At 69.0% G+C, this 26,707-nt stretch carries 24 protein-coding genes; 16 read left to right on the forward strand and 8 right to left on the reverse strand.

All coding sequences use genetic code 11. From position 1 onward, the window contains the following. Positions 1-41: 41 nt before the first annotated feature. Both rsmI and metG (OG876_RS21040) read left to right on the forward strand, forming a co-directional pair. A complete protein-coding gene (rsmI, locus tag OG876_RS21035; protein ID WP_328526599.1) occupies positions 42-884 on the forward strand; it encodes a 16S rRNA (cytidine(1402)-2'-O)-methyltransferase in 843 nt (280 codons plus the stop codon). A gap of 29 nt (positions 885-913) precedes the next feature. Further along, positions 914-2,479 carry a methionine--tRNA ligase gene (metG, locus tag OG876_RS21040; protein ID WP_328526600.1) on the forward strand — a complete coding sequence of 522 codons (1,566 nt, stop codon included), beginning with the start codon at positions 914-916 and terminating at the stop codon, positions 2,477-2,479. A 13-nt stretch (positions 2,480-2,492) separates the two neighbouring features. On the opposite strand, the gene OG876_RS21045 is transcribed toward metG (OG876_RS21040), so the two are convergent. Beyond that, positions 2,493-3,752 carry a LuxR C-terminal-related transcriptional regulator gene (locus tag OG876_RS21045; RefSeq protein WP_328526601.1) on the reverse strand — a complete coding sequence of 420 codons (1,260 nt, stop codon included), beginning with the start codon at positions 3,750-3,752 and terminating at the stop codon, positions 2,493-2,495. A 139-nt stretch (positions 3,753-3,891) separates the two neighbouring features. On the opposite strand from OG876_RS21045, the gene OG876_RS21050 reads away from it, so the two are divergent. Beyond that, on the forward strand, positions 3,892-4,803 hold the full coding sequence (locus OG876_RS21050) for an NADP-dependent oxidoreductase (RefSeq protein ID WP_328526602.1): 912 nt from the start codon (positions 3,892-3,894) through the stop codon (positions 4,801-4,803). Here OG876_RS21050 and OG876_RS21055 read toward each other — a convergent pair. The 5 genes from OG876_RS21055 to OG876_RS21075 are packed head-to-tail and all read right to left on the reverse strand — an operon-like array spanning position 4,800 to position 10,041. After that, on the reverse strand, positions 4,800-5,711 hold the full coding sequence (locus tag OG876_RS21055) for a phytanoyl-CoA dioxygenase family protein (RefSeq protein ID WP_328526603.1): 912 nt from the start codon (positions 5,709-5,711) through the stop codon (positions 4,800-4,802). The genes OG876_RS21050 and OG876_RS21055 overlap by 4 nt on opposite strands. Further along, on the reverse strand, positions 5,708-6,991 hold the full coding sequence (locus OG876_RS21060) for an ABC transporter substrate-binding protein (protein WP_328526604.1): 1,284 nt from the start codon (positions 6,989-6,991) through the stop codon (positions 5,708-5,710). The genes OG876_RS21055 and OG876_RS21060 overlap by 4 nt, the downstream gene beginning before the upstream one ends. 14 nt (positions 6,992-7,005) lie before the next feature. After that, the gene (locus OG876_RS21065; protein ID WP_328526605.1) at positions 7,006-7,815 is read right to left on the reverse strand and encodes a carbohydrate ABC transporter permease; all 810 of its coding nucleotides are present in this window, start codon (positions 7,813-7,815) and stop codon (positions 7,006-7,008) included. Next, a complete protein-coding gene (locus OG876_RS21070; protein ID WP_328526606.1) occupies positions 7,812-8,726 on the reverse strand; it encodes a carbohydrate ABC transporter permease in 915 nt (304 codons plus the stop codon). The genes OG876_RS21065 and OG876_RS21070 overlap by 4 nt, the downstream gene beginning before the upstream one ends. After that, positions 8,719-10,041, reverse strand: coding sequence for a glycoside hydrolase family 36 protein (locus tag OG876_RS21075; protein WP_328526607.1), 1,323 nt, complete (start codon positions 10,039-10,041; stop codon positions 8,719-8,721). Before OG876_RS21075 ends, OG876_RS21070 begins: the two co-directional genes overlap by 8 nt. A 77-nt stretch (positions 10,042-10,118) precedes the next feature. On the opposite strand from OG876_RS21075, the gene OG876_RS21080 reads away from it, so the two are divergent. The 11 genes from OG876_RS21080 to OG876_RS21130 all read left to right on the forward strand — a co-directional run bounded on the left by OG876_RS21080 (position 10,119) and on the right by OG876_RS21130 (position 22,157). After that, the gene (locus OG876_RS21080) at positions 10,119-11,036 is read left to right on the forward strand and encodes a helix-turn-helix domain-containing protein (RefSeq protein ID WP_328526608.1); all 918 of its coding nucleotides are present in this window, start codon (positions 10,119-10,121) and stop codon (positions 11,034-11,036) included. A 67-nt stretch (positions 11,037-11,103) separates the two neighbouring features. After that, positions 11,104-11,511, forward strand: coding sequence for an SgcJ/EcaC family oxidoreductase (locus tag OG876_RS21085; protein ID WP_328526609.1), 408 nt, complete (start codon positions 11,104-11,106; stop codon positions 11,509-11,511). Positions 11,512-11,568: 57 nt separating this feature from the next. Continuing rightward, positions 11,569-13,323 (forward strand): methionine--tRNA ligase, encoded by a 1,755-nt coding sequence (gene metG, locus OG876_RS21090; RefSeq protein ID WP_328526610.1) that lies wholly within the window; start codon positions 11,569-11,571, stop codon positions 13,321-13,323. 61 nt (positions 13,324-13,384) lie between these two features. Continuing rightward, the gene (locus tag OG876_RS21095) at positions 13,385-13,822 is read left to right on the forward strand and encodes an SRPBCC family protein (protein ID WP_328526611.1); all 438 of its coding nucleotides are present in this window, start codon (positions 13,385-13,387) and stop codon (positions 13,820-13,822) included. A 10-nt stretch (positions 13,823-13,832) separates the two neighbouring features. Continuing rightward, the gene (locus OG876_RS21100) at positions 13,833-14,747 is read left to right on the forward strand and encodes a TatD family hydrolase (RefSeq protein ID WP_328526612.1); all 915 of its coding nucleotides are present in this window, start codon (positions 13,833-13,835) and stop codon (positions 14,745-14,747) included. Next, positions 14,747-15,646 carry an ornithine cyclodeaminase family protein gene (locus OG876_RS21105; RefSeq protein ID WP_328526613.1) on the forward strand — a complete coding sequence of 300 codons (900 nt, stop codon included), beginning with the start codon at positions 14,747-14,749 and terminating at the stop codon, positions 15,644-15,646. Before OG876_RS21100 ends, OG876_RS21105 begins: the two co-directional genes overlap by 1 nt. Before the next feature lie 83 nt (positions 15,647-15,729). Beyond that, positions 15,730-16,344 (forward strand): nitroreductase family protein, encoded by a 615-nt coding sequence (locus tag OG876_RS21110; protein ID WP_328526614.1) that lies wholly within the window; start codon positions 15,730-15,732, stop codon positions 16,342-16,344. 216 nt (positions 16,345-16,560) lie between these two features. Next, positions 16,561-17,691: a transglycosylase family protein gene (locus OG876_RS21115; protein WP_328526615.1), complete on the forward strand. Its 1,131-nt coding sequence runs from the start codon at positions 16,561-16,563 to the stop codon at positions 17,689-17,691. A gap of 72 nt (positions 17,692-17,763) precedes the next feature. Next, the gene (gene rsmA / locus OG876_RS21120) at positions 17,764-18,585 is read left to right on the forward strand and encodes a 16S rRNA (adenine(1518)-N(6)/adenine(1519)-N(6))-dimethyltransferase RsmA (RefSeq protein ID WP_328526616.1); all 822 of its coding nucleotides are present in this window, start codon (positions 17,764-17,766) and stop codon (positions 18,583-18,585) included. An 11-nt stretch (positions 18,586-18,596) separates the two neighbouring features. Further along, on the forward strand, positions 18,597-19,535 hold the full coding sequence (locus tag OG876_RS21125; protein ID WP_442914144.1) for a 4-(cytidine 5'-diphospho)-2-C-methyl-D-erythritol kinase: 939 nt from the start codon (positions 18,597-18,599) through the stop codon (positions 19,533-19,535). A 723-nt stretch (positions 19,536-20,258) separates the two neighbouring features. Continuing rightward, entirely contained in the window at positions 20,259-22,157 is a 1,899-nt protein-coding gene (locus tag OG876_RS21130) for a translation factor GTPase family protein (protein WP_328526618.1), read from the forward strand. Positions 22,158-22,162: 5 nt separating this feature from the next. Here OG876_RS21130 and OG876_RS21135 read toward each other — a convergent pair whose 3' ends face one another. Further along, positions 22,163-23,011, reverse strand: coding sequence for a fructosamine kinase family protein (locus tag OG876_RS21135; protein ID WP_328526619.1), 849 nt, complete (start codon positions 23,009-23,011; stop codon positions 22,163-22,165). Positions 23,012-23,060: 49 nt separating this feature from the next. Here OG876_RS21135 and OG876_RS21140 point away from each other — a divergent pair, with 49 nt between their 5' ends. Next, positions 23,061-24,881, forward strand: coding sequence for an ABC-F family ATP-binding cassette domain-containing protein (locus OG876_RS21140; RefSeq protein WP_328526620.1), 1,821 nt, complete (start codon positions 23,061-23,063; stop codon positions 24,879-24,881). A 445-nt stretch (positions 24,882-25,326) separates the two neighbouring features. On the opposite strand, the gene OG876_RS21145 is transcribed toward OG876_RS21140, so the two are convergent. Then, the gene (locus tag OG876_RS21145) at positions 25,327-25,824 is read right to left on the reverse strand and encodes a MarR family winged helix-turn-helix transcriptional regulator (RefSeq protein WP_328526621.1); all 498 of its coding nucleotides are present in this window, start codon (positions 25,822-25,824) and stop codon (positions 25,327-25,329) included. A 97-nt stretch (positions 25,825-25,921) separates the two neighbouring features. Between OG876_RS21145 and OG876_RS21150 the strand changes: the two genes are divergently transcribed. Next, positions 25,922-26,707 carry a methyltransferase domain-containing protein gene (locus OG876_RS21150; RefSeq protein WP_328526622.1) on the forward strand — a complete coding sequence of 262 codons (786 nt, stop codon included), beginning with the start codon at positions 25,922-25,924 and terminating at the stop codon, positions 26,705-26,707.

Genomic DNA, 26,707 nt, shown 5'->3' on the forward strand with positions numbered 1-26,707 from the left:
GCCTCCCCGCGTGGGTTCCGGGCGGCTGGGATGATGGCCTGGTGACCGGGCGATTGGTGTTGGCGGGGACTCCTATTGGGGATGTGCTGGACGCTTCGCCGCGGTTGGGGAGGGCGCTGGCGGGGGCAGATGTGGTGGCCGCGGAGGACACCCGGCGGTTGCGGAGGCTGACTTCCGAGCTGGGGATCACGGTCGGTGGGCGGGTGGTCAGCTACTTCGAGGGGAACGAGCGGGAGCGGACTCCGGAGCTGCTCGAGGCGCTGACGTCCGGGCAGACCGTGGTCGTGGTGACGGATGCGGGGATGCCGAGTGTTTCGGATCCCGGGTACCGGCTGGTGGCCGCGGCGATCGAGGCCGGGGTCGACATCACGGCGGTTCCGGGGCCGTCCGCCGTACTGACCGCGCTGGCACTGAGCGGGCTGCCGGTGGATCGGTTCACGTTCGAGGGGTTCCTCCCGCGGAAGCCGGGGGAGCGGGCGCGGCGGCTGGGCGAGCTGGCGGACGAGCCGCGGACGATGGTGTTCTTCGAGGCGCCGCACCGGCTGACCGCGTCTCTCCAGGCGATGGCGGAGGCCTTCGGTGCGGAGCGTCGTACGGCGGTCTGCCGCGAGCTCACCAAGACGTACGAAGAGGTCAAACGCGGTCCGGTCGCCGACCTGGTGACCTGGTCGAAGGACGGCGTCCGCGGGGAGATCACCGTCGTGGTGGCCGGTGCGGACCCGCACAAGATCCTCACCCCGGAGGACCTGGCCGCCGAGGTCGCCACCGACGAGGAGGCGGGCACGCCGCGTAAACAGGCCATCGCCGACGTCGCCAAGCGCTTCAACGTCCCGAAACGGACCGTGTACGACGCCGTACTGGCGGCCCGAGACCCCGGTAAATAGCACTGGCGTCCGGCACTACCCTTTAAGGCATGTCCGAGAAGGCCTATTACGTCACCACCCCGATCTACTACGTCACGGCCCCGCCGCACATCGGCAGCGCCTACACGACAGTGGCCGGGGACGTCCTGACCCGTTGGCACGCCCAGCGCGGCGAGCGCAAGTGGTACCTGACCGGTACCGACGAGCACGGCGAGAAGGTGATGCGCAGCGCCGAGGCGCAGGGCATGTCCCCGCAGGCGTGGACGGACAAGCTGGTCGAGGAGGCCTGGAAGCCGGCCTGGGTCGACGTCGACATCGCGTACGACGACTTCATCCGGACCACCGAGCAGCGGCACACCGAGCGGGTCCGCGAGTTCTGGCAGACGCTGTACGACAAGGGCGACGTCTACAAGGGCGAGTACGAGGGCCTGTACTGCGTCGGCTGCGAGGAGTTCAAGCTCCCCGCCGACATCCGCACCGACTCCGACGGCACCCAGCGGTGCATGATCCACGGCACCGAGCTGGAGACGGTCTCGGAGACCAACTACTTCTTCCGGCTCTCGGCGTACGCCGACAAGCTGCTGGAACTGTACGAGTCGCAGCCCGACTTCGTGGCCCCGGCCAGCGCCCGCAACGAGGTGGTCGCGTTCGTCAAGCAGGGCCTGCAGGACCTGTCGATCACCCGCTCGACCTTCGACTGGGGCATCCCGGTGCCGTGGGACGAGGACCACGTCCTCTACGTCTGGATCGACGCGCTGCTGAACTACGTGACCGCCGCGGGCTACGGCACCGACCCGGAGCGGTTCGAGGAGCTGTGGCCGGTCGACGTGCACCTGGTCGGCAAGGACATCCTCCGGTTCCACGCGGTGATCTGGCCGGCGATGCTGATGGCCGCGGAGGTCGCCGTACCGAAGCAGGTCTTCGCGCACGGCTGGCTGCTGGTCGGCGGCGAGAAGATGAGCAAGTCGAAGCTGACCGCGATCGCGCCGCACGAGATCACCGATCACTTCGGCTCGGACGCGTTCCGGTACTACTTCCTGCGGACGATCCAGTTCGGGTCGGACGGCTCGTTCTCCTGGGAGCACCTGAGCGCGGTCTACACCTCCGAGCTCGCCAACGGCCTGGGCAACCTGGCCAGCCGCATCGCGGCGATGGTCGGCAAGTACTTCGACGGCGCGCTGCCGGAGCCGACCGACCACGGACCGGCCGAGCAGGCGCTCGCCGACAAGCTCGCCCAGACGGTGGCGATCGCGGACAAGGCGCTCGACACGCTCGCGTTCCAGGACGCGCTGGCCGCGATCAACGAGCTGGTCGGCGCGGTCAACGGGTACGTCACCGAGCAGGAGCCGTGGAAGGTGGCGAAGGACGAGTCCCAGCAGGCCCGCCTGGCCACGATCCTCTACAGCGCGGCGGAGACGCTGCGAGCGGTCGCCGTACTGCACAACCCGACGATGCCGAAGACGTCCGCGAAGCTCTGGACGCTGCTGGGCGCCGAGGAGAAGCTCGGTTCGCTGAAGGACCAGCGGGTCCAGGACGCCGGCACGTGGGGCCAGCTCCCAGCCGGCGCCACGCTGACCAAGGGCGACCCGCTGTTCCCGCGGCTCGAAGAGGCCTAGACCTGGACCTGGCCTAGACCTGGATTGCGGCCGTCGCGTGGTAGAGCGCGGCGGCCTGGGTTCGGCTGGTGACGGCGAGCTTCGTGAGGATGTTCGCGACGTGGAACTTCACCGTCGACTCGCTGATGTGCAGCTCGTCGGCGATCGAGCGGTTGCGCTGACCCTGCGCGAGGCGTTCGAGTACTTCGAGCTCGCGGGTGCCCAGTGCGGCCAGCGGGTCCGGCGTGATCGTCCGGGGCTGGGCGGTCTCGTGCGCGTGCAGGGTGATCCGGGCGGTCAACCCCCAGCCGGGGACGGCGTCGAGATCCAGGTCGTCCTCGTGCAGGCGGAGGCGCTCAGCCAGTTGGCCCAGGTCCAGCACGTCCTCGAGCCGGCCCGGGCCGTCGTCGCGGACAGTGGCCTGGAGATCCGCCCCGGTCCACCGCCAGCCGACGCGGATCCGCCGTACGTGTTCCTGGGTGAGCATCGCGAGGACCACGGATCGGACGGCGACGCGGGCGCGGTGGGCGACCCCGGCCGGGATCAGCCGATCGTTGCCGGGGGCATCCAGTTCGAGGTCGACCGGCCCGTGCCGGAGCAGGGCGCGGAGCGAGTCGGCGAGTCGCTCGAACGCCTTGCCGGCCGGTTCCTCGCCGCTCCACACCCGGTCCCGCCGGGTGTCGGTGCGCAGGTCGGCCAGGCCGTTCAGGGCGAGCTCCACGGCCGTCGAGCGCGCCGCATCAGCGTCGACCCGCTGGTTCCGCAGTACGCCGAGAAGCGTGGCAAGCGTGGCCGCGTGGGCCTCACCGAGTTCGGCGGCGAGGTCGGCGCGGGCCTTGGCCACGGCCCGGTTCTGCGCCAGGGCGCCGGGCTCGCGCTCGAGGGTCAGCTGGTACATGTGCGCGGTGACCAGGTCCCACAACGGCTGAAGCGTGGCGGCGGCGTCCGTCGGCGTCTCGTCGGACCGGATGAAGACGACCACTGATCCCCGTGGCGCCCGGTCGCTGGCGACGGCCAGGACAGGGTGGGGCGCTCCGGCGATCGGTACGACGCCCTGCCACGGGTGACCCGCGGTCACGGTGCCGAGGAGGCCGGCCAGGTCTGCGCCGGTAATGGCCTTGGCGAGCGCGGGCTCACCGTGAGTCGTGATCGGGGTGGATGCGCACTGGGAGGCGAGCTGGGCAACCGCACGATGCGGGATCAGCTCGGCCGCCGCGGCCGAGAGCCGGACCAACAGCTCGTCGGTAGGCCCGTCGATGATCTGCGCCGCGGCGGCCAGCACCTCGTCTGCCATGTCCTTCAGCCTACTTCGGTTGATGTGTCCACCCGAGCCCGTCGTTCGGACGGTGGACAACCGTTCGTTCGGCCAGTCGGGAATGCCCCGGCGCCGGGCAACCTTGATTGAAGTATCAATCAATCGATGGAGGCGCACCATGCAAGCGGTGGTTTTCGAGGAGTTCGGCGGTCCCGAGGTGCTGCGGACCGAGGATGTGACCGAGCCGCACGCCGGGCCCGGACAGACCCGGGTCCGCGTTCGCGCGGCCGGAGTGAACCCGATCGACTTCAAGGTCCGCCGAGGCTGGACCAAGGGGTTCATCGACGTGACGTTCCCGGCCACACCGGGGATGGAGGTCGCCGGGGTGGTGGACGAGGTCGGTGAAGGCTCGGAGTTCGCCGTCGGTGACGAGGTCGTCGGCTGGTCCACGACCGGGTCGTACGCCGAGCACGCGCTGGTCGGCAACGTCGTACGCAAGCCGGAGGGCCTGAGCTGGGAGCAGGCGGTCGGGCTGCCGATCGCGGGTGAGACGGCGCAGCGTGTCCTGGACGAGCTGCAGTTGAAGGACGGTGAGACCCTGCTCCTGCACGGCGCCGCCGGCGCGGTCGGCTCGATCGCGGCCCAGCTCGCCAGGACCGCGGGCGCCACGGTCATCGGTACGGCGTCGCCCGCCAACCACGACTTCCTGCGCTCGCTCGGCGTGATCCCGGTCGCGTACGGCGAGGGCCTCGTCGACCGGGTCCGCGAGGTCGCGCCGCAGGGCATCGACGCGGTGTTCGACACCGCCGGCCAGGGCGGCCTGAAGGAGTCGATCGAACTCCGCGGCGACACCGACCGCATCGTCACGATCGCCGACTTCAGCGCCGCGGAACTCGGCGTTGCGGCGTCCATGGGCAGCAGTGCCTCCCCGACGGAGATCGCCGCCGGCCTGACCAACCAACTGCAGGCCGCCGCGGCCGGCAACCTCAAGGTCCGCATCGCCCAGACCTTCGCCCTGACAGACGCCGCCAAGGCCCAAGATCTCAGCGAATCCGGCCACGCCCCCGGCAAGGTCGTCGTACTCCCCTAGACGAAGGCGAACCGCGAGGCCGGTGTTGGTACGTCGGCCACGCGCGGGTCCCAGCGGTCGACGAAGTTCACCCCGGGCGGGATCTCGACGGAGTCCGTCGAGGTCCAGCCGCGGGTGAGGGTCGGGAAGTCGGGGACGTCCGGGTGGTAGTGCGGCTTGCCGGTGCCGAGGAGGTCGCGGGCCATCGGCGCACTGACGGCCTGATACCGGAAGTCGGCCGACAACCGCAGCTGCTTCGTCCGGTTCGGCATCGCGCCGTGCACGGTGAGGCTCCCGAACAGCAGCACGTCACCCGGCTGGTACGACGCCGTCCGCCACTCCGGATGGTCCTCGTCCGCCTCGGCCCGCATCATCCCGGGCCCGTCCGACGCCCTGACCGGCAGTACGCCGAGCCGCGGCGAGCCGGCCAACACCCGAAGCCCACCGATCTCCGGCGGCGCCGCACTGAGCGGCAGCCAGGTGGTCAAGGTGTCGATGCAGCCCTGGATGAACCGGTAGTCCTGATGGATCGGGGTCGGGTTGGCCCCAGGCGACGGCGGCGCGATCCGGCAGATGTGCGCCGGATGCGCGAACGGCCCCTCACCCAGCAGCCGCGCCGCCAGAGCCAGCAGCTCGGGACGCACGGCCAGCTGGTGGAACGCCTGCGTGCTCTGGATGGCGGTGTAAGCACCGAAGAACCCGGGCGATCCTTCCTCCACGGCCCGCTCCGACGCGACCAGCTCCTCCGGCGCGGTGCCGGGCGCGAGCCAGTTGCTGTCGTGCAGAATCCGGGCGAGCTGATCGCGCACGTCGCCGATCACGTCGCCCGGCAGCAGCCCACGAAAGAACAGATAGCCATCCTCAGCCAGCCGCCCCCGCAGCACCGCCGCGTCACTGAGCTCGCCGTACGAGTCGGTCAGATCCTTCATTTGTCGTTCCCGATCTTGTCCATGGCTGCGGCGATGGCGGCGACGTCGGTCTTGTCCAGGTAGAGGTCGTTCACCGTCTTGTTGATGTCGGCGACCTTCCCCGTCCAGCCCTCGGCGATCGGCATGTTCACCGTGCTGGAGGCGGCCGAGTCGAGGAACGGCTGGACATCGATGCCCTTCTTCTTCCAGTACGCCGTGTAGCCCGCGCCGGCGTTGTTCAGAGCCGGGGTGATGTAGCCCGCGTCGCCCATCAGCTTCTGCGCCTTCTCCGAGCCGAGGAACGCGACCAGCTTGCCGGCCTGGTCGGGGTGCTTGGTCTTGGCGAACATCCCCTCCGCGAGCCCGTTGATCACGACCGTGCGGCCCGACGGCCCGGCGGGCATCGCCGCGACGCCGATCGGGAACTTCACCTCCGGCAGGGCGAACGGCAGCAGCGCGTTGTTGGCCGGGAACATCGCCACCTCGCCGCGGTAGAACATCTCGGTCGCCTGACCCGTCGGCGGATTGGTCCGGGTGCCGTCGGGGGAGAGGTGCCACTGGAAGATCAGGTCGCGGGCCCACTGCAGCGCCTCGACCGATTTCGGTCCGGCGAAGTCGAAGGTCCCGTACGGCTTGTCCATCGCGTGACCGCCGTTGGACGCGATCCAGTTCAGCCACTGGGTCTGGCTGTGGTTCCAGGAGCAGAACCCCCATTGCTTGCCGCCGACGGTCAGCTTGCGCGCGAGTTCCTCGAAGGTCCCGGAGCCGTCCGGAGCCCAGGTGAGCTGGTCCGGCATCGCCACCCCGGCCTTGGCGAACAGCGTCTTGTTGTACAGCAGGCCGACGATGCCGAGATCCTTCGGCATCCCCAGTTGCTTGTCCTCGAACTTGTACGACTGGACGACGTTCGGATGGTACGAGTCGAGCTTCAGCCCGGCCTTCGCGATCAGATCGTCCAGGGGTGCGAGCACACCCTTGCCGGCCAGGTCGGGGAAGCTGTCGACGGTCAGCCAGAACACGTCCGGCGCCTTGCCACCGGCCAGTTCGGTGGTCAGCTTGGTCCAGTACTGGTCGTACGGCAGCACCTCCATCCGGACGGTGATGTCGGGGTTCTCGGCGGTGAACGCGGCGAACACCGCCTTGTAGCCGACCTCCTGCTGCTCGTCCCACAGCCGGTACACGAGCTCGACCTTGCCACCGCCACCGCCACCGCTCGCGCCGTCGTTCGAACCGCAGCCGGCCAGCGCGAGCACACTGCCGGCACCGATCAGGAACGTCCGCCGGGAAAGGTTTCGAGACATCAGATCCTCCGAAGTTACTTGAGCCCGGTGACCGCGACCGAGCGGACGATGAAGCGCTGGAAGACGACGAAGAGCACCAGCAGCGGCAGCAGCGCGATCAGGCTGCCGGCCATCACGGCGTTGTAGTCGACGCCGATCTCGCCTTTGAACAAGGCGATGCCGACCGAGAGCAGCCGCTTGTCCTCGCTGCTGGTGATGATCAGCGGCCAGAGGAAGCTGTTCCAGTTGGCGACCACCGCGAGGGTGGTGACGGTGACCAGGATCGGTTTCGACAGCGGCAGCACGATCGACACCAGCGTGCGGACCCGGCCGGCGCCGTCGATCCGGGCCGCGTCCTCGAGATCCACCGGGATGGTGCGGAAGAACTGCCGGAGCAGGAAGATCGCGTACGGCGTCCCGAGCATCGTCGGCAGCATCAGGCCGGCCCAGGTGTCGACCAGACCGAGTTTCTGCATCATCAGGTAGAGCGGGATCATCGTGACCACCGGCGGCACCATCAGCGTGGACAGGTATACCCAGAACAAGGCGTCCCGGCCCGGGAACGACAACCGCGCGAACGCGTACGCCGCGAGGATCGCGAACACCACCTGGCCGGCGGTGATCCCGGCCGTGACCAGCACGGTGTTCACCAGGTAGCCGCCGAACCCGGACGCGAACAGCCGGTGGAAGGCGGCCGTGCTGGGCGGCAGTCCCGGTTCCCAGGGCATCGTGTCCGACAGTTGCCCAGGGCCCTTGAATGCGGTGAGCACGGACAGGAAGTACGGGAAGATCGCGAACACACAGCCGGCCACCAGGACGGCGTACGTGAAGAGGCGGAGTTTCATCCGGACACCTCGTAGGTCGTTCGGCGCTCGAAGTACACGAACTGCGAGATCGTGGCGATCAGCACCACCGCGAACAGCAGCACCGAGATCGTCGAGGCATAGCCGAAGTCGAACTTGCGGAACGCCTCGTCGTAGATCAGGTACGTCGCCACCTCGGTGCTGTCACCCGGTCCGCCCTCGGTCATCACGAAGATCGTGTCGAAGGCCTGGAACGAGCCGATCACGTTGGTGATCAGCACGAACAACAGCGTCGGCCGCAGCAGCGGGAGCGTGATGGCGAAGAAGTGCTTGATCGGGGAAGCGCCGTCGAGCGAGGACGCCTCCCGCAACGACTGGGGAATGTTCTGCAGGCCGGCCAGGAAGAACAGCATGTTGTAGCCGGCGAACTGCCAGATGTGGACGGCGGCGACGCTCGGCATCGCCAGCACCGGTGACGACAGCCAGGCCGGACCGTCGATCCCGAAGAGACCGAGGAACTGGTTGAGGGCACCCCGGGCAGGGTCGAAGATCCAGGTCCAGACCAAGCCGAGCGCGACCGGGGTCGCCATCCACGGGATCACCAGCAGCGCCCGGAAGTACTTCATCCAGCGCAGCTTCCGGTCGACCAGCAAGGCCAGCAGCAGCGAGAGGATCGTGGTGCCCGGCACGCAGATCAGGACGTAGTACAGGGTGACGAGGAGCGAGTGCCAGACGTCGCCGTCGGCAACCAACTTGCGGTAGTTGGCCAGGCCAACGAACTCCGGCGTCGACAGCAACTTCCAGTCGAACAGGCTGAGCGCGATCACGATCAGCACGGGCGCGAGCAGGAAGCCGATGACGCCGACCAGACTCGGTGCCAGCAGGGTGTACGCGGCCAGTGTCTGCCGGGACCGGCCGGGCCGACGGGTACGGCGGGGCGCCGGCCTAAGCATCGGGATCCTTCAGCGGATGCGGCCGCGGCGAGCTCGGGGTGAGCAGCTCGCGGGTGCGGTCGAGGCCCCAGCGGTCGAGCTCGGCGATGGGGTCGCTGGACATCCGCAGCCCGGGGCCGCTCTCGATGTGGTCGGCCCACCCTTCCCGGTCCTGGACGTCGGGACGCACGATCAGGCAGTCGGAGTCGTTCGCCCACCACCGGCCGTGCAGGAACTCGCGCGCGACCGAAGTGGACCGCGCACCGCGCTGGCCCGGCTGGCTGATGTCGCCGGACGGCGGCTCGACCAGCGGATCGGTGTCCGGGGAGATGCGCAGGCAGTCGACCAGCCCGAGACTCGGCAGGATCGGGGCGCCGCAACCGTGCAGGATCCGATTGGGCCCGACGGCTTCGCGCAGCAACCGCATCCCGTGCCGGTACGCCGAGATGCCGTCGAGCTGCTCGTGTCGCGGACCCTCGATCGCGCCGCCGTACAGGAAGTCCAGCTTGAAGTGGTCGTAGCCCTGCCGGCAGAGCTCAGTGAACACGTCCTGCAGGTGCCGCGCGGCGCCGGGGTGGGTCACGTCCAGAACCAGTTGCTCCTGGCCCCAGTTGGTGCCCGCGGTGATCCCGGGGACGAGCCACTCGGGATGCCGGCGGGCGGTCTCGCTGTTGCTGCCGACCAGGAACGGCGCCACCCAGATCCCGGCCCGGCGACCGCTCGAGCGGATGTCGGCGGCCAGCCGCACGGTCGATCCGAAGTCCTCGCGTGGTGTCAGCCAGTCGCCGATCTCCGCTTGGTACCCCTCGTCGAGCAGAACCAGGTCGACGCTCAGGTCGTGCTGGTCGAACTGCCGTACGTCGGTCATCACGTCCCGCTCGGTGACCTTGCCCCAGTACGCGTACCAGCTGCACCAGGCCGGCCCGAACACCCGGACCGCGGAGTGCGCCGTACTGGCCGCGAAGGCGTCGGCCCAGTCGGCCAGGGCCTGGTTCGGGTTGGCGTGGGTGCTCGTCGTCACCTCGACCTCACCGTCGGCCGAGATCACCAGCCGGTCGGCCTTGACCTCGCAGCGGATCGACGGGACCGCGTCAGGAGTACTCGCGGCAACGAGAGTCACCTCGCCGCCGGTCGTCACCGCGAGCAGTCCTTCGCCCTGGAACCGACCGGCTGTCACGCCCGGGCGATACGCCATCACGTGGTGGTTCGGCGCGGTCGGCCGGGGCGGGCACGCGCCGAGCCGGTACCAGCCGCTCGGGCTCCACGACTGCCAGCCGTGCTCGAAGACCAGCGTGGTGGCGTCGTGCCCGAGCTCGGCGACGGTACTGAAGCCCACGGGGATCCTCGATTCGCTGAGTGTGCAGGATCTTGCTGCCGTGCAGGTAATCTTGGAACGTCTGCGAAGGGGAGGCCATGACAGAGCCTGCTGACTCTGAGCACGATCTTGCTACCCGGATCCTTATCGAGCTCTACAGCGAGATCCCGCCGCCGAGCAAACTGGTCACCGGTCACTTCCACAGCGGCGGCGACTACCGGGTCGTCCGCCCGGACGGCGTGGGCAGCTGGTACCTGCTCTATACCGCGGCCGGCATCGGCCAGTTCCAGATCGGTGGAGACAAACTGACGCTGGGCCACGGGGACCTCGTGCTGGTCAGCCCCGGCACCGAACACGACTACGGCACGGTCGGGACGTTCTGGGAATCCTGGTGGGCGCATTTCCAGCCCCGGCGGGAGTGGCACGCGTGGTTGTCGTTGCCGCAGGCAATGCCCGGCCTCTCGTACGTGCGACTGGCCAGATCGTCGGAGACGGATCGGGTGGTATCGGCGTTCGACCGGTTGCACCGCGACGCGCAGCGGGCCGGCCTCTCACCGACGGGTGACACCGAGCTGCACCTGCTCGAGAAGAGTGTCGCGGTCGAGCTGACCATGAACGGGATCGAGGAGGTGTTGCTGACCGCGGTCGCCAGCCTGCGCCGGAACACCCAGCACCTCGACGCCCGCGTCCAGCTGGTCCTCGACGCGATCACGGCCGATCCCGCGCGACCGCACACCCTGACCTCGCTGGCCGGGCTCGCGCAGGTGTCGGTCTCCCGGCTCGCCCACTTGTTCAAGGAGCAGGTCGGCGACTCGATCATGAACGTGGTCGTGGCGCTGCGGCTGCAGCGGGCGGCCGAGCTGCTCGGCGCGACCGACATGTCCGTCGCGCAGATCGCCCGTGCGGTCGGGTTCGACTCACCGCACTACTTCAGTCGCCAGTTCGGCCGCCGCTTCGGCATGTCCCCGACCACCCACCGCACCGCGGTCAGGAACCCGGAGCTGGAGCTGTATTGACGTAGGTACCAGAGCCGGTCGAAGAGTGCTTGATCTCAACCCTTGTTGAGGTACTACGGTCTCCGTCATGACCACGTCGAAGACCGGCCGCGACGCCGACGAGAAGCTGATCCGCGAGCTTGTCGCTCGATCTCAGGAGGCGCAACTGGACACCGATGCACTGCCCGCTCTGCACACCCCCGACCTGGTGCTCGTCAACCTCGCCGGTCGGCGAGTCTTCGGGCGGGACACCTTCGCCGCTGCGATGGCAGAAGCGCTGTCGACGCCGTTGAAGGATGTTCGGACGACGCTGCGGATCGACGACATCCGGTTCCCTGCGGCGGACGTTGCGATCGCCAGCCTGACCAAGACGATCCATGATGAGCGATCCGCTGAAGCCGGCACGATGCCCACGACCGGTGCGATGACGTACGTGCTGGTGCGCAGGGGTGACGGGTGGCAGATCGCCTTGGCGCAGACGACACCGATCCGCTGACGCTGCAAGGGGTAAACCCGTCGCCCCGGCGACTGCTTCCCTTCTACAGTCGACCGCATGACCAGCATCCTGTCCGCCGTGGCCTGGCCGTACGCGAACGGTCCCAGGCATATCGGCCACGTGTCCGGCTTCGGCGTACCGTCCGATGTGTTCAGCCGGTACCTGCGGATGGCTGGTCATGACGTGCTGATGGTGTCCGGGACGGACGAGCACGGTACGCCGATCCTCGTGCAGGCGGAGCAGGACGGCGTGAGCCCGCAGGAGCTCGCCGACCGCTACAACCGGGTGATCGTCGAGGATCTGCACGGCCTCGGCCTGTCCTACGACCTGTTCACCCGGACCACGACGCGCAACCACTACGCCGTCGCCCAGGAGCTCTTCAAAACCCTTTACCGCAACGGATATCTCATCAGCAGGACGACGATGGGCGCGATCTCGCCGTCCACCGGCCGAACGCTGCCGGACCGCTTCATCGAGGGCACCTGCCCGATCTGTGGGTACGACGGCGCCCGCGGGGACCAGTGTGACAACTGCGGGAACCAACTGGACGCGATCGACCTGATCAACCCGCACAGCCGGATCAACGGCGAGGCGCCGGTGTTCACGGAGTCGGAGCAGCTCTTCCTGGACCTGCCGGCGCTGGCCGATCAACTGGGCGCCTGGTTGCAGACCCGCACCGGGTGGCGGCCGAACGTGCTCAATTTCGCCCTCAACCTCCTCGACGACGTCCGGCCGCGGGCGATGACGCGCGACATCGACTGGGGCATCCCGGTGCCGCTGCCGGGCTGGGAGGACAACCCGAACAAGCGGCTGTACGTGTGGTTCGACGCGGTCATCGGCTACCTGTCCGCCAGCATCGAATGGGCCCGGCGGTCCGGCGACCCGGACGCCTGGCGCAAGTGGTGGTGCGATCCGGAGGCCCAGTCCTACTACTTCATGGGCAAGGACAACATCACCTTCCACGCCCAGATCTGGCCGGCCGAACTCCTCGGCTACAACGCGTCTCCCGGGCAGTACGGCGTACTCAATCTGCCGACCGAAGTGGTGAGCAGCGAGTTCCTGACCCAGGAGGGCAAGAAGTTCTCGTCGTCCCGGTCGGTGGTGATCTTCGTCCGCGACGTGCTGGAGCGGTACGGGCCGGACGCGTTGCGGTACTGGGTGTCGGTCGCCGGGCCGGAGACGCATGACGCCGACTTCACCTGGTCCGACTTCGTCCGGCGGAACAACGACGAACTGGTCGGCACCTGGGGCAACCTGGTCAACCGGACCGCGTCGATGATCGCGAAGAACCTCGGCGCCATCCCGGCGGCCGGTGAGCTGACCGCGGCCGATCGGAATCTGCTTGCCAGCAGCAAGGAGGCGTTCGGCGCCGTCGGCGACCACCTGCGGCACCAGCGGCTGCGGACCGCGATCGGGGCGGCGATGCGGAACGCGGCCGACGCGAACCAGTACCTGTCCCAGCAGGCGCCGTGGAAGGAGCCGGACCCGGAGCGGAAGGCGACGATCCTGCACGTCGCCGCGCAGGTGGTGGCCGACAGCAACCGGCTGCTGGCGCCGTTCCTGCCGCACTCGGCCCAACGCGTGCACGAGGCACTCGGCGGGACCGGGACCTTCCTGCCGCAGCCCGAGGTCCACGAGGCCGACGACCTCGACGGCGGCGCACCCTACCCGATCATCACCGGCGACTACACCGCCCAACCACGCTGGGCGTCCGAGCCCGTCGTACCCGGCACGCCGGTGCGGCCGCCCACCCCGATCTTCGCCAAGCTGTCACCGGATGTGGTCGAGGAGGAGCTGGCGCGGCTCGGTTGACGCTTTCTTACAAGCGCGTAGGTGGCGGCCGTCGTACGGTCAGGGGTGAGAGGAGTTGAGGATGATGACGAACTACCTGGCGACCGCCGAGACCGATATCGCCGCAGCGCCCGAGCGGGTGTGGGACGTGCTGACCGATCCGGAGCAGCTGAAGGAGCTGTGGTTCGGGGCCGAGGTGAAGACGGACTGGCAGCAGGGGAGTCCGATCACCTGGAGTGGCGAGTGGGAGGGGAAGCCTTATCAGGACAAGGGCGAGATCCTCGAGGTCGACCCCGGGCGGCTGCTGAAGCTGACGCACTACAGTCCGCTGACCGGGCAGCCCGACGTACCGGAGAACTACCACACGCTGATCTACACGCTGGACGGCGACGGTACGGCGACCCACTTGAAGCTCACGCAGGACAACAACGCGAGCGAGGAGGAGGCCAAGCACTCCCAGGAGATGTGGGAGATGCTGGTCGCCAAGGTCAAGGAGGCCGCCGAGACAGCGGGTCAGTAACCTGAGGCGTATGGCTGCTGATGGTGTGGAGGTCGACCGCCCGACCCGGGAACGGGCCGCGATCGGGGAGGACGGCAGGTCACGGGACCGGACCCGGCCGGCGCTGCCCGACCCGCTGCCGATGAGCGTGGTCGACGCGCATTGCCATCTCGACATCGCCGACGGCGAGGACGGCGCCTGGCTGAGCCCGGCCGAGGCGATCAAGCTGGCCTCGTCCGTCGGCGTCACCCGGATCGTCCAGGTCGGCTGCGACCTGCCGGGCGCGGTCTGGGCGGTCGAGGCCGCCGAGCAGTACCCGAACCTGATCGCCGGAGTCGCCCTGCACCCGAACGAGGCGCCGAAGCTGAAGGCCGCCGGCGAGCTCGACAGCGCGCTGGCCGAGATCGAGCGGCTGGCGGCCGGCGCGGACAAGGTCCGGGTGATCGGTGAGACCGGGCTGGACTATTTCCGCACCGGCGAGGACGGCCGCGCCGCGCAGCATGAGTCGTTCGCCGCGCACATCGAGCTGGCGAAGCGGCTGGACAAGACGCTGATGATCCACGACCGGGACGCGCACGACGACATCCTGCGGATCCTGGACCGCGAGGGCGTGCCGGACCGGGTGATCATGCACTGTTTCTCCGGCGACACCGAGTTCGCCCGCGAGTGCGTCAACCGAGGTGCGTTCCTGAGCTTCGCCGGCGTGGTGACGTTCAAGAACGCCCAGTCTCTGCGGGACGCGCTGGCCGTGACTCCGCTAGACCGCGTGCTGGTCGAGACCGACGCGCCGTACCTGACGCCGTCCCCGCATCGCGGTCAGCCGAACGCGTCGTACCTGATCCCGCACACGGTCCGGAAGATGGCCGGCGTTCTGAACATCTCGGTCGCCGAGCTCTGCGATGCTCTGAACAACAACGCGAATCGGGCCTTCGGCGGTTCATGGTGATGGTCCTGACCGATGCCGATATCCGGGATCGGCTGTCGGCTGAGGACGCCGTCGAGTGGACGCGCGAGGCGATCCTCGCCGCGCACACCGGGCGGCTGCACACGCCGCCGCGGGTGCACACGGAGCTGGGTGGCGGGAATCTCGTCTTCACCACCGGCGCGCTGACCGGGGAGTGGTACGGCTACCGGTCGTACGACACCTTCCCCACCGATCCCGGCGCCCAGCTGGTCGTCGTCCACGACTGGCACACCGGCACGGTGCGTGGTGTTGCTGTGGGCAACGAGCTCGGACCGCGCCGGGTCGGCGCCATCGGCGCGGTCGCGGTCGACGCGCTGGCTCGTGCGGACGCCACGACGCTCGGGCTGGTCGGCACCGGCACCCAGGCGTGGACCCAGCTGTGGGCGATCGCCACGGTCCGCCCGCTGACCTCCGTCGCCGTCTTCAGCCGCGATCCGGTCCGCCGGAATGCCTTTGCTGCAAGGGTTTCCGTGGAGTTCGGGCTGCCGACGGCCGTCGTCGCGTCGGCCCAGGAGGCGGTCGACGGGCGGGACATCGTCGTACTCGCGACCAACAGCCCGGTGCCCGTGATCGAGGCCGACTGGGTCGCGCCGGGCGCGTTCGTGACCACGCTCGGGCCGAAGCTGATCGGGCGAGCCGAGTTCGGTCCGGGCCTGATCGCCCGGGCGGATCTCGCGGTGACGGACTCGATCGACCAGACGCGCGCGTACGATCCGCCGTTCGTGCTGGTCGGCACGCCGCAGCACGACCGGCTGATCAGCCTCGGCGCAGTGCTCGCCGGCGACACCCCCGGCCGGACCTCCCCGCAACAGATCACCGCCTTCTGCTCCGTAGGCCTCGCAGGCACCGAGGCCTACCTCTTGGCAAAACTGGTTTCGTGACCGGCCGGACGCCGGCAATCGAGTTCTGGCGGCACCTGGAGGTCGGCGACGACGTCGGGTGACGCCGCTGGTAGACACACCTCATGGAGTTCAGTGAGGTGGTCCGGCGACGCCGGATGGTGCGGAACTACGACCCGGATCGAGCGGTGCCGGACGAGCTCCGGGAACGCATCCTGGAGAACGGGTTGCGCGCGCCGTCCGGCGGGTTCACGCAGGGGTGGGCGTTCCTGACGCTGGAGGGCGACGATCGGGAGCGGTACTGGCGGATCGCGGCCGAGGACGCCGACGAGAAGTATGTGGAATGGCTCACAGGGCTGCGCCGCGCGCCGCTGCTGATCCTGGCCTTCGCGCACAAGGACGCCTACCTCGATCGGTACGCCGCCGCGGACAAGGGCTGGACCGACCGCGACGAGGCCCGCTGGACCGCGCCGTACTGGTACATCGACACCGCGATGGCGGTGCTGCTGATGCTTCAGACGGTGGTCGACGAAGGCCTGGGAGCGTGCTTTTTCGGGCCTCGTGCGGACAAGGTGGGCCGGTTGCTGAAGGAGTTCGGCGTACCCGAGGGGTTCGACCTGATCGGGCTGCTGTCGGTCGGCTACCGGGCCCCGGACAAGCGGTCGCCGTCGCTGCGGCGGGGCCGCCGGACCACCGCGGAAGTGGTGCATCGAGGGCAGTGGGGCCATCACCTGGCGTAACGGCTCCATTACACCTTTTTGCGACTCGCCGACGAGAGGATTGGCGCATCCGGGACATCTTCGTTACTGTCTCGTGATGTTGGCCGGGATCGGGGAAGATTCCGGGCAGTACATCCCCTCGGCGGGATCCTGGATTCCGGGCAGCCAGTCCGGCGTACGCGATCGGTGCCTGTGCTGTCCCACCCCGTGCCCGGGTAGCCCTACCTGGGAGCGTTAGTGCGTAAGTCCATCATCGTGGCCGTCGGTGCGACGGCTGCGTTCGCCGTTGCGGGCGGCTCCGTGGCGTATGCCGCGAAGAGCAAGACGGTCAGTCTCTCCGTCGACGGCCAGGTGCAGAAGGTGCATACCTTCGGCTCCACCGTGGCAGACGCTTTGAAGGCCGAGAAAGTTCAGGTCGGTGAGCACGACGTCGTCGCGCCCGCGCCGGACTCCAAGCTCAAGGACGGTCAGGAGATCGCGGTGCAGTACGGCCGCCAGCTGACCATCGACGCCGACGGCACCAAGAAGGCCTACTGGACCACGGCCGACAGTGTCAGCGAGGCTCTCGCCGACCTCGGTCTGCGGTACGACACCGGCGCCGTCTTCTCCACCAGCCGCAGCGCGCCGCTCGGGCGCCAGGGCCTGGAGCTCGTCGTGAAGACCCCGAAGACCGTCCAGATCGTGCGACAGGGCAAGGTCGCGACGATCAAGTCGATGGCTGCGACCGTCGGCGAGGCGCTGACCGCGGCCAAGATCGTCTGGGACCGGGACGACCGGATCAGCCCGACGGCGGCGACCGTACTCAAGCCGGGAGTCAACCGGGTCGGGTACGTGAAGGTCGACGTCAAGAAGGTCACCAAGACCGAGGCGATCGCCCACGGCACCGCCGAGACCAAGTCGGCGACGCTGGAAGTGGGCACCAAGAAGACCGCCGCCAAGGGCGTCAACGGCGCGAAGTCGGTGACCTACGTGCTCACCTACCTGGACGGCAAGCTGACGACCACCAAGCTGCTCACGTCGACGCTGGTCACCGCGCCGGTCGATGAGAAGGTTCTGGTCGGCACCAAGCCGAAGCCGGCAGCGCCGACGCCGACCCAGGACACCAGCACGCCGCCATCCACCGGCGACACGAGTGCCTGGGACCGGATCGCCGAGTGCGAGTCGGGCGGCAACTGGTCGATCAACTCCGGCAACGGGTACTACGGCGGCCTGCAGTTCGACCACGGCACGTGGGCGGCCTACGGCGGGACGGCGTACGCCACGAACGCGAACGGCGCGTCGAAGGCGCAGCAGATCGCGATCGCGGAGAAGGTCAAGGCCGACCGCGGTGGCTACGGAGCCTGGCCGGTCTGTGGGAAGCGCGCGTAGTGACAGACTGACGAGGTGACCTCGTCTGATTCATCCACTTCCGCCGGACCGAGACTTCTCGGTCCGGCGGAAGTGCGTTCACTGGCCGCCGCGCTCGGGGTCCGCCCGACCAAGCAGCGCGGCCAGAACTTCGTCATCGACCCGAACACCGTCCGCCGGATCGTCCGCGCGGCCGAGCTGGACGACGGCGAGACCGTGCTCGAGGTCGGCCCCGGTCTTGGCTCGCTGACCCTGGCGCTCCTGGCCGACGGACACCCGGTCACCGCGGTCGAGATCGACCCGCTGCTGGCGAAGGCACTGCCCTCGACGATCGCGACGTACGCGCCGGATCAGGCGGGCATGCTGACCGTGGTCGAGGCCGACGCGATGACGGTCGGACCGGAGCAGGTCGGGTCGCCGTCCGCGTGTGTCGCCAACCTGCCGTACAACGTCGCCGTACCGGTCCTGCTGCACCTGCTGGCCATCTCGCCGTCGCTGCGGCACGGGCTGGTGATGGTGCAGTCCGAGGTCGCGGACCGGCTCGCGGCCCCGCCCGGTTCGCGGACGTACGGCATACCGTCCGCGAAGGCAGCCTGGTACGCCGAGGTGCGGCGGGCCGGGCCGATCGGGCGGAACGTGTTCTGGCCGGCGCCGAACGTGGACTCCGGGCTGGTCGCGTTCGAGCGGCGGGACCCGCCGAAGACGGCGGCGAGCCGGGAGGAAGTGTTCGCGGTGATCGAGGCGGCGTTCTCGCAGCGGCGGAAGACCGTGCGGTCCGCGCTGGCCCGCTGGATGCCCGACCGCGAGCGGCTGGACGAGGTGTTCCGGGTCACGGGGATCGACCCGAAGCTGCGCGGGGAGATGCTCGGGATCACCGACTTCGCCGCGCTCGCCGGTGCTGCTCGGACTGTGTGATGCCCTAGCCTGTGCCCGTGCCACCTTCCTCTGAGGTCACGGTGCGGTCGCCGGCCAAGATCAATCTGGGTCTGTCGGTCGGTCCGCCGCGCCCCGACGGGTTCCACCCCCTCGCCACGGTCTACCAGGCCGTTGCCCTGTACGACGATGTCACCGCGGTGCTGCGCGACGACGACGCCTCGATCTCGGTGGACGTGGTCGGCGACTTCGCGAACGACGTACCGACCGACGACACGAACCTCGCGGTGCGGGCGGCGTTGCTGCTGCAGGCGGAGTACGACGTCGAGGAAGGCGTCGAACTGACCATCCGCAAGACGATCCCGGTCGCGGGCGGCCTGGCGGGCGGATCCACTGACGCGGCAGCGACTTTGGTGGCGTGCAATCGGTTGTGGGGGCTGCAACTGTCGCAGACCGAGTTGCGGAACCACGCGGCCGAGCTGGGCAGCGACGTGCCGTTCTGCCTGGTCGGTCACACCGCGCTGGGCCAGGGGCGGGGCGAGCAGGTCACCGAGGTGATGTCGCGCGGGACCTTCCACTGGGTGTTCGCGATCGCGGACGGCGGGCTGTCCACGCCGGCCGTCTACAGCGAACTGGACCGGCTGCGTCCGCTCCGCCGGGTCGAGGCGCCGCAGGTCCGCCCCGAGCTGATGTCCGCACTGCTCTCCGGTCAGCCCGGCGCCCTCGCGGTTGCCCTCAGCAACGACCTCCAGGCGGCGGCGCTGTCGCTGCGCCCCGAGCTCGGCGAGACCCTCCAGTTCGGCCTCGACCAGGGCGCCCTCGCCGCGCAAATCTCCGGCTCCGGCCCGACCTGCCTCTTCCTCGCCGCGGACAGCCGCAGCGCCGTCGACCTGGCCGTCGAACTCGCCGAATCCGGCCTCTGCCGCATGGTCCGCCAAGCCGAAGCCCCCGTCCCCGGCGCCCGAATCCTCCCCGCCACCGTCACCCGGTAGCTCGAGCATGGGTGCGCAGCGCCGGAGCGCTCGTCAGCCCGCGTCGGCTGGTCCCGACGCGGCGGGCGGTCCGCTCCCGACCGACCCCGTCGTGCCCGCCGACTCGGCGCCCAAGCCGCGGAACGCTCGCCACTGGCTGACGATGCCCGATGACTGGGATTCTCGCGAGACCAACCAAGCGATCGCCGAAGACTTCTACCGGTGATTCACCGGTAGCTCCAGCCGTGCGGTTTCAGCAGCCTGCAAGGGCCTTGGTCACCGGCCGGCGAGGATGGGTAGGAGTTGGTTGGTGGCGGGGGTGGGAGTCGGTGAGGACTGCGTGGATTGCTTGGGGCAGGTCGAAGGTCGTGGGCTGCGGTGGCGCCAGCTCGCCGCCGCCTCCCCTCTGAGGGGTCAGCCCCGCAGGCGGTGGGTTGCGGAACCGGAATTTGCCTCCGCAACCCACCACGTGCGGGGCTGACCCTGAAAGTCGCACGGCGGAGGCCTGCCGGGTTCAAGATCCGCCCGACCTCGACCCCCTTGAACACAGGAACTTCGGTCGTACCTGCAAGCGAGCGTTTGTACCGTCTGGAAATTCGGTCGCAGCCGGTGTGCGTTGCTGTTACGGTCCGGGCAGGAGTCCATCGATCGAGTGGCAGGAGAACGGGATGCGGCGCGTGGTGATCGACCTCATCGGTACTGATCGCTTCGACGCATTCGCGAGGACTCTTGAACTCTCTGACGATGGGCATTGTGGCGCATGTCGACGCCGGTAAGACCAGCCTGACCGAGCGGCTGCTGTACGCCGCCGGTGTGATCGACCGGGTCGGCCGGGTCGACGACGGGAACACCCAGACCGACTCGATGGACCTCGAGCGCAAGCGCGGCATCACGATCCGCTCGGCGGTGGTGTCGTTCGAGCTGGGCGACCTGACCGTCAACTTGATCGACACCCCGGGACACTCCGACTTCATCGCCGAGGTCGAGCGCGCGCTGTCCGTGCTGGACGGCGCCGTGCTGGTGATCTCCGCGGTCGAGGGCGTTCAGGTGCAGACCCGCCTGCTGATGCGCACACTGACCCGGCTGCGCATCCCGACCTGCCTGTTCGTGAACAAGATCGACCGGGTCGGCGCCCGGTACGACGAACTGCTCGCGGACCTCGCGCGGTTGCTGACTCCCGCGGCCGCGCCGATGGGATCGGTGGCGGACCTCGGTACGCGCGCAGCCGTCTTCGAACCGTTCGGGTTGCCGCACAAGGCGCTCGGAGAACTGCTTGCCGAGCGCAACGACGGCTTCCTGGCCCGCTACCTGGACGACGGGTTGTCGGCCGACGACTACGCCGCCGAGCTGCGCCGGCAGGTGGCGACCGCGCAGGTCCACCCGGTCTACTTCGGCTCCGCGATGACCGGCGTCGGCATCGCCGACCTGATCGGCGGCATTCGGTCCTGGTTGCCACGCGCAACCGCGTTGCCGTCGGAGCCCTTGCAGGCAAGGGTTTTCAAGGTCGAGCGCGCGTCCGCCGGCCAAAGGGTTGCCTCGGCGCGCGTGTTCGCCGGGTCCTTGTCGGCCCGTGCGTACGTCGATGTGCACCCGGCGGAAGGTCCGTCCTACCAGGCGCGTCCGACGGCGGTGGAACTCTTCGAGCGCGGGTCGCGGCGGACGGTCGAGCGAGCCGAGGCCGGGCAGATCGTGGCGTTGCGCGGCTTGAAGGACATCCGGATCGGCGATCAGCTCGGCGTACCGGCGCGTGGTGCGGGCCGGTTGTTCGCGCCGCCGACGCTCGAGACCGTCGTGAGCGCGCGGGACCGCGTGAAGCTCTTCCAGGCGCTGACCCAGCTCGCCGAACAGGACCCGCTGATCCGCGTCCGGAAGGCCGATGACATCACAGTCAGCCTGTACGGCGAGGTGCAGAAGGAGGTGATCGCGTCCTTGCTGGAGTCGGAGTACGGACTGGCGGTCTCCTTCAGCGAGACCACGCCGATCCACATCGAGCGGTTGGCCGGCGTGGGCACGGCGTACCGGGAGATCGGTGCCCCTGACAACCTCTGGGCGGCGGCGGTGGGCTTCCGCGTCTCACCCATTGCCGAGGGCATCGAATACAACCTCGAGGTCGAGCTGGGCGGCCTGCCCCGCGCGTTCCACACGGCCATCGAGGAGACAGTCCGCCAGACCCTCCACCAGGGCCTGTACGGCTGGGAGATCCCGAACTGCCGGATCGACCTCACGCACACGGCGTACATCAGCCCCGTCACCGTCGCCGCCGACTTCCGCCGGCTCGTGCCGCTCGTCCTCCTGCAAGCCGTCGCGGACGCCGGCACCACGGTCCTCGAGCCGGTCAACCACTTCGAGCTGGACGTTCCCGCCGACTCCGTCGCCCGGGTTCTGTCCCTGCTGGCCGAGTCACGCGGCCTGGTCGAGCAGACCTCCCTGCGTGAGGAACGCGCGCACCTCGAAGGCACGATCCCCGCCGCCACCACCCACCCGTTCGAAACCCACCTGCCCGGCCAGACCCACGGCGAAGGCATTCTCACCCCAGTCTCCACCAGCTACCGCCCCGTCCCAGGTACGCCTCCCAGCCGCTCCCGAACCGACGGCAATCCGCTCAACCAGAAGCAGTACGTCCTCCACCTCAACCAAGCGTGAGCCGGTCAGGCGAAGCGCGCGAGGATGGTGTGGATCTGCTCGACGGCGTTGGCGGAGTCGGTGAAGTGCGCGGTGACGCAGAGATGTTCGCGGAGATGGAGGAGGGGCATCCGGTCGCGCCAGCCCGGCGCCAGGGGATGAGCCTCTTCGTAGGCGCGGTAGAAGGCGTCGGGGATGTTGCCGCAGCCGATCAGCATGGACAGTTCGGCTTCGGGCCAGCCGTAGTAGACCGCGGGGTCGATCAACGCCGGGCGGCCGGCGGGTGTCGGGAGGAGGTTGCCGTGCCAGAGGTCGCCGTGGAGCAGCGACGGAGGCTGGGGCGGGACGAGCTCGGGGAGGCGGTCGGCGACGCGTTCGAGGCGGTGGCGGTCGTCCGGTGAAAGGGCGTTGTAGCAGTCGGGGACTTCCAGGTAGCGGACCAGGCGGTGCTGGGCGAAGAAGCTGTGGCCGTCGATCGTCCATGGGTTCCGCTGGGGAAGGATGCCCAGGTAGTTGTCCTGGTGATACCCGAACTTGTCGGCGGTGTGCTGGTGCTGGAGGGCCAGGGCGCGGCCGGCGTCCTCCCAGTAGGTGGGAGAGGGAGCGGATGCACCGAGGTCGGTGAGGACGATGAAGTCGGGGGTGACCCGGAGCACTTCGGGTACGGCGAACCCGCCCGGGACCCGGAGTGCGTCGAGGCCGTCGGCTTCGACCGCGTAGAGGTCGGGCGGCAGGTCCGTCTGCGTCTTCACGATCGCCGACCGGTCGAGCGACGTACGGACACGGAAGGTCTTGCTGGCGTAACCGCCTTCCACGGATTCGGCGGCCACGGCATCACCGAGGGCCAGGCCGTCGAGCCAGGAAGGAGTCAGCACGTGGACGATCCTGGCACGCTCGCCGGTGTCGGCTACCCTGGGGCGCGATATGGCGACACCTAACTTGGTCAACCTGGAAGCTGTTTCCAAGGGCTTCGGGACCCGGACACTCCTCGACTCGGTCAGCCTCGGCATCGGCCGGGGTGAACGCGTCGGCGTGGTCGGGCGCAACGGCGACGGCAAGTCGACGCTCCTGCGGCTGCTGGCTCGGCGGGAGGAGCCGGACAGCGGACGGATCACCCACAACCGGGACCTGCGGCTCGGGTACCTCGGCCAGAGCGACGACCTCGACCCGGACCAGACCGTGCTGCACGCGGTGCTCGGCGAGGTGGAGACCTACACGTGGGCCGCCGACCCGCGGACGCGGTCGGTGATGGAGCACTTGCTCGGTGGCGTCGATCACCAGGCGCTCGTCGGCACGTTGAGCGGTGGTGAGCGGCGGCGCGCCTCGCTGGCCAGGTTGCTGCTGATCGAGGTCGACCTGCTGATCCTCGACGAGCCCACCAACCACCTCGACATCGAGGCGGTCAACTGGCTCGCCGAGCACGTGGTCGACCGGGCCGGCGCGCTCATCGTCGTGACCCACGACCGCTGGTTCCTCGACGCGGTCTGCACCGACACGTGGGAGGTCCAGGGCGGCCGCGTCACGTCGTACGACGGTGGGTACGCCGCCTACGTGCTCGCGAAGGCCGAGCGGGCCCGGAGCGCGCAGGTCTCCGAGACGAAGCGGCAGAACCTGCTGAAGAAGGAGCTCGCCTGGCTGCGTCGCGGCGCGCCCGCCCGCAGCACCAAGCCGAAGTTCCGGATCGAGGCCGCGAACGCGCTGATCGAGGACGAGCCGGCGCCGCGCGACAAGCTCGCGCTGTCCCAGCTGGCCACCGCGCGCCTCGGCAAGGACGTGTTCGACGTCGAGGACGTGAGCCTGGCCTTCGGCGACCGGGTGATGCTCGACCACGTCACGTTCCGGCTCGGGCCGGCCGACCGGATCGGGCTGCTCGGGCCGAACGGCGCCGGTAAGACCACGTTCCTGAAGATCCTGACCGGTCAGCTCGCGCCGGATCGAGGCCGGGTCAAGCAGGGCAAGACCGTCCGGGTCGCCAACCTGTCGCAGACCCTCGACGAGATCGACGAAACGGTGACGGTCCTCGACTACATCACCGGGATCCGTCGTACGGCGGCCCTGGCCGGCCGCGGTGGCGAACTGACCTCGTCGCAACTGCTCGAGCGGTTCGGGTTCACCGGCGACAAGCTGACCACCCGGATCTCGGACCTGTCCGGTGGCGAGCGGCGGCGGCTGCAACTGCTGCGCATCCTGCTCGACGAGCCGAACGTGCTGATCCTCGACGAGCCCACCAACGACCTCGATGTCGAGACGCTCACCGTGCTCGAGGACTTCCTCGACAGCTGGCCGGGTGTCGTCGTCGCCGTCACGCACGACCGCTACTTCCTCGAGCGGATCAGCGACATGGTGTACGCGATCATGGGCGACGGCCGGGTCCGTCATCTGCCCCGTGGCGTCGATCAGTATCTCGACGAGCTCGGGACCGGAATTCCGCGGCGGACGGCGTCAAATGCGTCGACGTCGCCGGCGGCGGTGTCCAATGATTTGGCGCCGGCCGGAAATACGACGGTTGATGATCTGCCGGTGGTTGACGCGGCAGCGGCCCGGGCGGCGAAGAAAGAACTGAACCGGATCGAACGCCAGCTCGCCAAGCTCACCGAGGCGGAGGCGAGACTGCACGACCAGCTGGCGGTGAGCGCCAGCGACTACGCGCGGCTGGCCGAGCTGGACGCCGAACTGCGCAAGCTCGCCGACGAACGCGGTGAGCTGGAGACCGCCTGGTTCGACGCGGCCGAACGGGCCGAATGATCCGCAGCGACGCGGAGCTCGTGGAACAACAGAACTGAGCGGCGGCACACCCTCCGATCCCCTGTGCTTCGGAGGGTGCACCGCGGCTCCGGGTGAGCGGGCCCCGTGCCGGCCGGCGTTGTTCGGGCCCCGAGCCCCGGACACCGCGCGGCCACTTTCGGTGGACCACCTCTTGCCACCGAAGTCACCGTGTTCCCTACGTTTCGTAGCCGGTCAGCCACCGACAGTGAGGACCCTAGTGTGACCCTCACTCAGTGTCGATAGTCGTGCGCTACAGCAGCCTCTCGATCTCGTTGCAACTAGCAACGATCGAAACCAGGCAGAAGTGACGGGTTGTCTTTTCGGATTATTCCGGCACAATTCCAAACGAGCGTTTGTCCGCCGTGCCGAGCGCTTTGTCAGTACTACCGAGCCGGTTTGTCTACATCTTCGGGAAAGCCGGGTTTCAGTGTTTTTCCAGGTCGAACGGCCGGACCAGCTCGCGCAGTACGCGGGCGATCTTCGCCTGGTCGCGCTCGCTGATCGTGCCCAGCAGTTTGCGCTCGTGCGCGAGCAGATCGGCCATCGCGGCGTCGACCGCGTCGCGGCCGGCCGGGGTCAGCTGGACGAGCACCCCGCGGCGGTCGGCCGGATCCGGCAGGCGCTCGACCAGGCCGCGCGCGGTCAGCCGGTCGACCCGGTTCGTCATCGTGCCGGAGGTGACCAGGGTTTCTTTCAGCAGCTTGCCAGGGGAGAGCTGGTACGGCGCTCCGGCCCGGCGCAAGGCCGCGAGTACGTCGAACTCCCAGGACTCCAGGCCGTGGGTCTCGAACGCCTGGCTGCGGGCGCGATCCAGGTGCCGCGCCAGCCGGCTGACCCGGGACAGCACCTCCATCGGCGCCACGTCGAGGTCGGGGCGCTCGCGGCGCCAGGCCTCGAGCAGCCGGTCGACCTCGTCTTCCATGGCTCGAGACTACGTCATCAAGACTCTTGACATCAAGACAAGTCGGAGGACTAGAGTATCTCGACATCAAGATAGATGAGTCAGAGAGGCACTCGCCATGCGCACGTCACCAGTGTGGAGTCCGGAGCAGTACGGCACGTACGCCGACGAACGCGGCCGCCCGTACGCGGATCTGGTCGGCCGGGTCCGGGCCGAGGACGTCCGCACGGTCGTCGACCTCGGCTGTGGTCCCGGCGGGCTGACCGTGACCCTGCGGGAGGTCTGGCCCGAGGCAACCATCGTCGGCGTCGACAACTCGCCGCAGATGCTCGCGGCGGCGGAGCAGTACGCCGACGATCACCTGAGCTTCGAGCTGGGCGACGTCCGCGAGTGGTCGGTCGAGCCGGGCTCGGTGGATGTGATCGTGACCAACGCGACCCTGCAGTGGGTCCCTGACCAGCTCGACCTGCTGCCCGGCTTCGTCCGCGCGCTGCGGCCGGGCGGCTGGCTGGCGATCCAGATCCCCGGCAACGGCAACGCGCCGTCGCACGCGATCCTGCGCGAACTCGCCGGCACCGAGCCCTATGCGGAGTACGCGAAGGACGCGTCGCTGCGGCCCGACGTGCCGGGTCCGGCCGAGTACGTCGATGCGCTCAGTGCCGAGGGATGCGTGGTCGACGCGTGGGAGACGACGTACTTCCACCTGCTGCACGGCGACAACGCCGTACTGGAATGGGTGAAGGGGACCGGCGCGCGGCCGGTGCTGCAGTCGCTGCCGGACGACGTGCGGTCGCAGTTCGAGGCGGAGTACGGCGCTCGGCTGGCGGAGGCGTATCCGCAACGGGACTACGGGACGCTGCTGCCGTTCCGTCGGATCTTCGCGGTCGCGCAGAAGAGGGGCTGA

The organism is Kribbella sp. NBC_00359, assembly GCF_036097425.1.
Lineage (GTDB): Bacteria > Actinomycetota > Actinomycetes > Propionibacteriales > Kribbellaceae > Kribbella.